The organism is Paenibacillus sp. P22 (assembly GCF_000469945.2).
Taxonomy (GTDB): Bacteria; Bacillota; Bacilli; order Paenibacillales; family Paenibacillaceae; genus Paenibacillus_O; species Paenibacillus_O humicus.
Genome location: NZ_CBRA020000023.1, coordinates 1 through 7930, shown reverse-complemented (window position 1 = coordinate 7930; position 7930 = coordinate 1). Strand labels below are relative to the sequence as shown.

General features: G+C 55.1%; 6 protein-coding genes. All 6 read right to left on the bottom strand.

Annotation, left to right across the window (positions count from 1 at the left end):
* On the bottom strand, positions 1–304 hold a 304-nt coding region (locus BN871_RS28855), incomplete at its 3' end, for an LPD38 domain-containing protein (RefSeq protein WP_232312838.1).
* Between the two features lie 1855 nt (positions 305–2159).
* Positions 2160–3788: a hypothetical protein gene (locus BN871_RS28850; protein ID WP_232312834.1), complete on the bottom strand. Its 1629-nt coding sequence runs from the start codon at positions 3786–3788 to the stop codon at positions 2160–2162.
* Between the two features lie 5 nt (positions 3789–3793).
* A complete protein-coding gene (locus tag BN871_RS28845) occupies positions 3794–4174 on the bottom strand; it encodes a lytic transglycosylase domain-containing protein (RefSeq protein WP_269745406.1) in 381 nt (126 codons plus the stop codon).
* A 32-nt stretch (positions 4175–4206) separates the two neighbouring features.
* Complete coding sequence (locus tag BN871_RS28840) at positions 4207–6123, bottom strand: hypothetical protein (RefSeq protein ID WP_048744958.1); 1917 nt, start codon at positions 6121–6123, stop codon at positions 4207–4209.
* Between the two features lie 43 nt (positions 6124–6166).
* Entirely contained in the window at positions 6167–7189 is a 1023-nt protein-coding gene (locus BN871_RS05655) for a nucleoside hydrolase (RefSeq protein ID WP_198158016.1), read from the bottom strand.
* Between the two features lie 16 nt (positions 7190–7205).
* Positions 7206–7930, bottom strand: a 725-nt coding sequence (locus tag BN871_RS28230) for a carbohydrate binding domain-containing protein (RefSeq protein ID WP_198158015.1), incomplete at its 5' end; no start/stop codon positions are given.

The window sequence follows — 7930 nt, the reverse complement described above, 5'->3', positions numbered from 1 at the left end:
CTTGGCGTAGGTCGTAGGCTTCCGGATCGTTCTCCTCCAACCAGCCGAGGAACCGCTCCGTGCTCGTCGCGAACAGCATGCCGGCTTCGAACGGCTTCGGGATCCGGACAAACTCGCCCGTTCTGGGGATACCGATGATGAAGAAGTTGTCTTTCTGGTTCTGCGGGATGTTCTCGAACGTTGCCCGCTCCTCATCGCTCAGCTGCGTCCGGTTCCAGTAATAGAGTCCGGCCGCGGGCAGCACGAGTGTTGCGAACGCGCGCACCAGGAAGGAAGCCGGGTTTTCCTTGAAAGCACGAACCATCTTGTCCGTGCCCTGGAGCGAGGCATTCAGGAACGCGATCGAGCGGTTCGCCGAACGAATTGCGCTGCCAGCCCGGTTAAAGTCCATCAGATCCTTGGCCGTATACGCGGCCTCCTCGATATCGCCCGTCTTCCTCAGCGCCTTGTTGAAGACGCCGACCTTAGTCGAGAGCTCGGAGATTTCCGCGCCGGCCCGCAGCAGGCCGACTGTCCCTTTCAATGCCTTGTATCCGCTCAGCAGCTTGGCCAGCTCCGCCGGCGAGGTGACGGTGGTCGCCGCCTTGTCCCGCCAGCTCTGCCGGAACACGGCCTGCATCGCCTCCCTGCTGGCATCCCGATCAAGCGACATCATCGTTCCCATCGCGCCGCCGCTGTTCACGAATTTCTCATAGATGTCTGTCTTTCCGACGACGTGACCGAGTCCTTTGAAGAAGTCGATCGGGTTAAAGCCGTATTTGGTGCTGTTGACGATGGCGCTAACTACATCGCGGAAAGCGTTCCGAATGATGAACTCGGGCGTCAGCGTCGCACCTGCCCGCAACATTCCAGCAGCTCCTCCAAGGAAGCGCAACAGGCTGTTCGTAGATTCGTCGTCCAGCGAGAGCATGGCGTTGTATAGGTCTGGATTCCGCACCTTGTACGCGATCTTCTTGCCGTTTTCGTAGACGTCGATGATGTGCTCCTTGCCTGACTTCTGGCCCGGCACCCTTTCGACCCAAGCGCCGGCACCATCGACGTCCGCAAGGGCTGCGAGCCGCTGTCCAACCTTGTTTTTTGCGGCCGAGTTCATAACGAGGAACGTATTCTTGATCATAGACTCGAACGGGTTGATGATGCTTCGCTGGCTGCCCTCTTCAGTCATCTTCCGGATAGGCGTCGTAATGTTCGCGAACGCCTTTGACGCGCCGTAGCCACCGTTCTTGAAGCCGGCCACGCCGTCGTCATCAAAGTAGCGCATGAAGGGTACGTAGTTCGGGTAGAGCCGCTTCATCTCCTGTACACCCTGCTTGGAGACGACACCGGCATCCTGCAGGATGCTCAGCAGCGCATCATTGTACTGCATGATCTGCTGATGCGCCTGCTTCACGACAGGATTGCTGTCCCAGCGGCTCATCACCTCCGACATTTGCGCCGGTGTGAACGGCGTCTCCTTGCCGAGGCGCCGAAGGTCGATCGCGTGCCGAACGGCCAGGTAGGTCGCGAAGTCATGCTCGCTCATTCCGATTTCTTCAAGCGGCCGGACGATCTTCGCCATGCCCTCGCTGAGCTTGTTACCTTGGCTGTCGAAGATCCCGCGCGTGACGGCCATCTTCGCCCGCTCCGGCACGCCGCGGCTGATTCGGGCCAGCTTATAAAGCGACTTGGCCCCCTGCCCAATTTTGCCCGTCAGCGCGAGCTCGGCAAGCCGCAACGGGTTTAAGTCGTCGAACGCCTGCGTATAGAACTTGCTCCAGTTCCAGCGCCGCTGCTTCTGCCCTCCATTCATCTCGATCAAGCCCTTCGCCTGCTCGTAGTCCCCTTGCTGCAGCCACGTCTGCATGTCCTTCTGGACGCGCACGAGACCGCGCTGCATCTTCGCCGGAAGCGTCGAGTTGAGGAAGTCACCGAACCGAGGAGCGAGCTGCTTCGCCTGCTGCGGATCGGCGAGGTAGACGCGGAAGAACTCCGCGATGCCCTCGTCGAACCACTCGCTGCGCGGATACTGCCTGTAGTCGTGGACGCCGACCTGGTCCATCATGTCGAGCAGTTCTTGCTCGAGCGCGCGGTTTTGCTTAAGCTCGAACTTCTTGTCGAGGTGATGGCCGACCTCATGCGCGATCGTGTCCAAGTCTTCGGCATACCCGGTCCGGATGACCTCAGGCTTCACCTTGTACAAGCCAAGCACCTTCTGCCGCGAGACGCCCATGCGCCCAGTGTCGATCGTCGCCCCGAGGTTTTTGCGAATGCTCTCGACGACCTGCACGCGGGAGATCGTCTTCCCGCCGGTGGACACCGCCCCCCGCTGCTGGAACTGCGCCGGCACCGCCAGGCACCGGAACCGCGACGCGCGCCTGCGATCCCTCCGGCAGTTGGCGCTTGATTTGGTCCCGGCTAGCCTGCAGGGAGTCTGCTACCTGCTGTACCGCTGCCCGCTCCGCTGGGTCCGCGATCGTCGGAGCAGCCTGCTTGATTGCCGCCAGTTCCCCATCAATGTCCTCGATATCAGCTGGTCTCCACGGAGGCACATCGCCCATGTCGTCGGCAAAGCCCTCGTTGACGTGCTTCACCGCGAGCTGCCGGAGCTCCTTGTCCGAAGGCTTCCGGCCTTTCTCCGCGAAGAAGTCGCGATACCAGCGCGGGTTCTCCGACTGCCGGCCGAACCGCCCGGTCACTTCGCCATCTGCGTTCTGTACAAGGCCACCCTGCCGGACGCCACCGCGCTCAGCCAAGGACTGCTTGAGATACTGATACTGGTCTTCGACGGCCTGGCCATACTGCTGCTGCAGCCGTTCATACCGGTTCAGGTTGCCAGCCAACTCAATTCCCTTCGAGTCCACCGCGGCTGACGATCCGCTGATGTTCCGCTCAATGCGAGCTGCCGGAGGAGCCGATACGGATTCCGTAGCTGCCGGCGCGTTGGTCCGCTCGATGAATGAATCGATTTCTTTTCGCAAGGGAGCCTGTTTAGCGTATCGGACAGCAGCGGGAATCTTTGCAATGCCTTCAACGACACCGCTGAGTCCACCGCCAAGGGCTGCTCCAGTAACGGCAAGATTGGCAATCTCTCCGGGATCGGTTTGGTTATTGGCCATTCCTGTCGCAACGTTCGTTACCGAGCCTTCCGCCGCCCCGCCCAGTATGCGCGCGGCCACACCGGGTAACTTTGTCGCCGCCGCTTGTTCGACCTTGCCCGCGATGACACCGCTGCCCATTGCCGGACCGCCAGCCATGAGACCATTCGTCAGCTCGGCTCCGCCTCCACCTATGGCTCGGAGAATCTTGTCGAACTTGGGATTCCCGGTTGATTCCTTGAAGGTTGGCTCCTTCAGGCTCGTCGCGTTCTTGATCCCTTCCTGCAGCGTCGCCCCAGCCCGGTAGATCGGCAAGTCCTGCAAATCCTCGACGAATTGCTGCCAGGGCGTGGAGTTCGTCTTGTAATGCATCTCCGGGATCTGGATCATGCCGGGCAGCGTCTTCCGCTCCGGTTGCTTCGTGAGAGCTGCAGCACGCTTGAATGGATCAAATTCAAATGGTTCAGCCGAAACATACTTCTTCGGCGTCGCCAATTCCGTTATCTTGTCTCTTATCGCCCAAGGGTTGCTCATGGAAAATAACTGATCACGAATCTCCTGATCACGAATCTGTTCCGGATCCGGACGATAAGTTAAAGGCTGACGCTGAGTAGTTGCTGGCGCGGTGAATTGTTGGACGATTAGTTCCCGGGCAGCAGTACCTTTCTGTCGCAGCTCTTCTTGCCAGTTGTCCGGACGGTATTGCAGAGCCACTATCATCAACCTCCGTTCAGGGTTTTCATGATCTTACTGACATAGCCTTGAGTTTCCTGCGGCATGTATGCGAGCCAGTTGCTACCGTGCTGGGCTACCGCCTTTTTAACCCGATTTCCGCCGGCATTGTAACCGGCAAGCGCCTTCGCCAGATTGCCGTCGTACGTGTCGAGCAGCCCCTTCAAATACTGAACCCCGCCGTTGATGTTCTGGGCGGGGTCGAAGGAGTTTGTGACGCCAAGTCCTTTGGCTGTCGCCGGCATGAGTTGCATAAGCCCTTGCGCACCAGCACTGCTCACTGCTTTCGGATTGCCGCTGCTCTCCGCGGAGATGACGGCCGAAATGATATTGGCCGGGACCGACCACTTCGCGGCTGCTTTGTTGATTTCGGTGGCGTAGTTGCCGCTTGCTCCGCCACCTACTGAAAAGCCTCCGGGTACTTGGCTTTGTACTTTGCAATCTCTTGAGACGTATATCCCGCTTTGGAGAGCATAGAGACCGCATCCGTGCCAGAGGAAATGCCACTGGCATTGTAGGCATCCAGGAATGCTTTCTCCCTGGCTGTCGGGTCGGTAATGGTACCGTAGACGGCCTTTCCATTGGAGTTGCCGATAACCTTGGAGAGCGACTGCTTCAGCATGTTTCCTGCGTCCGCTGAGGAAATTGGCTGAGCACTTCGGGAGTTGGTACCGTTCGAAGCCTGTAGATAATCGATATAGGTTTTATCCTGATTCATCTGCAGATTTTGATTGGCCAGCCACTGGTCAAAGCTTTGACCGCTCGACTGAAGCTGATAGTTCCGATCCGACTCGTAAACACCGCGATTGTATTGCTGTTGGGACATCGCTTGTTGGAACGCCTGCTGCAGCGCAGCCATCGTTTGACCGTTTCCTCCCGCGGCCGCCTGGCGGAAGAGGCCCGTCCAGTCCGCCTGGGGATTGACAATATTCCCGGTCAGTCCCGCCACTGACAGTGCGGCATCTAAGTTCGCCTGCTTACTTTGCAGTTGCGCTTGCTGGCCAGCGAGGCTAAGCGGAGCAGAACCGTTAGACGCCTGCCGCAAAAGCCCGCTCCAATCACTCTGAGGGCCAAGAACTTTGCCCGTCAGATTGGAGTAAGCTAATGCTGCCTCAAGGTTCTGCTGCTTACCCGCCATGGTGGACTGGCCGTTATACATTCCCGTAAGTCCAGCCTCCTGCATAAGCTTCGACCAGTCGAATTGATCTTCTGCGAACTGCTGATTGATGTCGTCCCGGTAACGGCCGTAATTGACCTGATCCATATCGAACGCTCGGGAATCCCCATATTTCAGCAAATCGAATAGAGCCGCTGCCTTGTCTGCGCCGACCGCCTGAGTGAGCGCCAACTCGTTCTGAGCAGCGTTGTTCTGCAGGTTAGCTCGCTGTTCGCTGATATTTTGGAGCGCGTTCGTCTCCGTCCGGTTGATGTCCGTAAGAGCACCCTGACGGCTGGCAGCCTGCGACGCAGCAAGTGTGAGGTTTTGACCATCCCCTGTAAGACCTGCATTTGCCATCTGTTCTGCCATAGCCTGTTGGCCTTGCATGGAGACGACGTCTGCCGCATTTCGATTGTCATAGGCTGATTGCTTCGCCTGTGTCTCCTGTGCGCTATAGCCCTGAAGGGCCGTGGCCAGCGCATCCCTCAGCTTTTGCGTCTCCGCAGCCAGGCGATTGTCATAAAGAGAATTGAGCTGATCCTTCATTGCAGTCATGTCTGGACCAGTATAAGTAGGCTGGTATGTTGCTGGAGCACTGGCTGAAGGATTGCTGGGAGTTGAAACTCCGGAGCCGCTCAATGGAATTCCAGAGTAAACGGGGACCCCATTGGACATAGGTGTCGGTGAACCCCCGTTTGCTGTCGGGGCCATCGATTGCCCAGCAATATAGTCACGCAGTTGCTGTGCGTTCATCCCCTGAACCTGCTTGGCCAAAGCAGGGTCCAATTGGGAATAGAAGCCTTGTGCGGTTTGAGACGCCCACGCCTTATTCCCGGCATCGTATTGATCCTTGGCATACAGGATATCGTTCAGGAGCTTACCGGTACCGGCATTGCCAGTGACGTTGGTGGCCTGCTGGACATAGTTCGTTGTCGGTGCCATAGAAACAGCTGCAGGAGCTGGCGTTGGAGTCGGTGAACTTCCATAGGTCGTCATTCTGCCTCCGCTCGGCTGACTGATCGGATTCTGCAGTGTCACACTACCGCCTAAGGCGTTGCCGCCGTTTGCTTGTGCTGCCAGCGCCTGCTGTGCCTTGGCGCTACCGTTGGCGGCTGCCTGCTGTTGGGCAGCACGAAGCTTTTCTAGATCAATCGGCATTCAGTTCGCCTCCTGCTCAAAATAAAACGAGCCGACAAAAATGTCAGCTCGCAATTTGCTTCAAGATTTCATTTGTTTCCTGGGTCATCCTGGACGAATAGTGCTCCTTATCTCTAACTTCGAATCTCATGACAGGGTTTCCGGTTCCGTCGTACTTTGCGTATCCTTCGTTTGTAAATCGTACATTAACGGGCAGAAAATCGTATAGGTCCCGATCATATACTCCGAAAAGAGATTTGAAAACCACCGTACACCAGAGGTTTCGATAATCGCCATAGACGGATTTTAGATCCGGGAAGCTCGTCTTTTTCATCAAATAGGCGATAGGATCATCTGTTTTTTCCTGAATATTGTATAAGAAATAACGAGTCAATTTAGGATCAATCCCCTCGAGGAGGTCATCCTGGTTTTCAGTTCTCCAAAACGAAGCATGGCCATTGTTAGACCACATTCCACCGTCAAAACAAGGAACCCAGTAAATATTGAGCCCAGAATTCATCATTCGTCCATAAGCGGATGGATCAAGTTCGACATTGTACTCTACGAACTCCGCGGAGGAGTCTCCAGCAAAAACAAAGAGGCGGTCGAGTTTGCTTTTGAAGAGAATCGGATCCCTATTGTAGGCTGCGGCAACATCGCGAAGGCTGCCAACGGTCACGATGCTCACACGTTTTGGAGAATTCCTAAGCGTGCTGAGGATCATTTCAACGCCGCCTTGGTAGTCTTTGGACTGCATTTCCGCTTTGTCTGTTTGGGAGAGGAGTGGATCCGCGAGCCCTTTTACAAATGGAACCTGCCGTTTGGTGATGTAATTCATCTGCTTGACAGTAGATTCACCAGAGCGATCATCCTGCTTTCTACCTTGCTCCAGGATAATTCCTTTGATATCTAACTGCGGCATGGCGTAGAGTGCTGCCAGATCATAAACATCATCTGCGTCGTCCTTTGGATGAAACAGGTCTGTCACGTATATAACCGGAATCGGATCTGCTTTAGCTTGGTAGGTTGCAGGAGTTCCGCCGCCACCTCCAAAGAGAAGCATGGAAATCATAAGCATTATTTTCATAATGACGCCCTCCTCTTTAAAGATCGCATGAAGCTGTATAGTGACCATAAAGCTCATAGTTTCCAGAAGAAACCGTCGCGAGTACCCTGAATTTATTCATTGATATTTGATCAATAGCAGCACTCAAATTATTAGACTGCGATCCACCGTTCCAACTACTCAATTTGCCAACGTTTCCGATCATATCATAAAGAGAAATGATTGGGACGGATCTTTTAGGAACCTTGAAATTAACCAAAATCCCAATTCCCGTAGCTGTAGATGGTGATCCTACGTGATTGTAGATGCCCTGCATTGTGCCGGTTGAACCGGGTGGAGTTTCCACGTCATAGCTCTTCTCGAATGTGCGTTGGCAAAGGAGCAGTTCCAATGCTTCCTCTCGCGGTTGTAGAGGTAGCGCAGCGTCACCGATATTAAACACCATCTCTGCCAGATCAATTACGTAGGTGTCGTTATTGGGAAACCAGAAGGCCACTTCTAAATAATCATCGGAATTTGACCCTAAAAATTTTCCGGATATTGCTGGTATGGTAAACGTATAAGAATATTTTTTCCAGTTGGAAGAAAGTGTGATTGGAGATGTCGTTTCAAACGTGTTTCGCGTAGAAGGACTTCCTCCTGAACCGAAATCTTGTGTGCCCTTCACGATAATTTGCTTGTTGGTATTGGCTTTAGCGTAAAAAGAAACCGTCGCTTTTGATCCAGCAAACGTCTTGACCCCCTCAATTCTGTGGACAAGAG

Excerpts from the sequence above, each read along its gene's own strand:
- BN871_RS28840 (WP_048744958.1), bottom strand. The coding sequence starts at position 6,123 with ATGCCGATTGATCTAGAAAAGCTTCGTGCTGCCCAACAGCAGGCAGCC.
- BN871_RS05655 (WP_198158016.1), bottom strand. The coding sequence starts at position 7,189 with ATGAAAATAATGCTTATGATTTCCATGCTTCTCTTTGGAGGTGGCGGC.